The following is a 374-nucleotide window of genomic DNA, read 5'->3' as shown; positions in this document are numbered from 1 at the left end:
ACAGTCCACGTTGAGAATGGATTTCCGGTCACATCGGTGTTGTTAAAAGCAGACGAGAGATCGTTCGCCAAGCCATTGTTGGTAAGTAACGTGTTGATGTTCTGCGTAACGTGGTAACCATGTGCAATCGCACCACCGTTGTTACTGACTTTGATTTCGAAATTAAGCTTACCGTTGATTAAATAAGGTGTCGAAGACAAAAGTGTATGGGTAAGCGTAACGTTCGGCGTCGCTGGAGGCGTGACAAGAACATTGCTTTCTACAGGGCCATCGCGCGTTAACGCCGACGCCTTAGTTGTAATGTCAGAAACCAGATCATTCGCAACGGTCGCTTTGATGGTGTAAGTGATGTAACCACCCACGGATAGCTCCGC

The 374-nt window shown here is 47.6% G+C and carries 1 pseudogene; it reads right to left on the bottom strand.

The features are described from left to right. Positions 1 to 374, bottom strand: a pseudogene (locus R7Z47_RS25525) (hypothetical protein); the annotation flags it as partial.

It is taken from the genome of Vibrio sp. 1641, from assembly GCF_033339995.1.
In the GTDB taxonomy this organism is placed as follows: Bacteria; Pseudomonadota; Gammaproteobacteria; order Enterobacterales; family Vibrionaceae; genus Vibrio; species Vibrio alginolyticus.
This window is presented reverse-complemented; position numbering and strand designations above follow the sequence as displayed.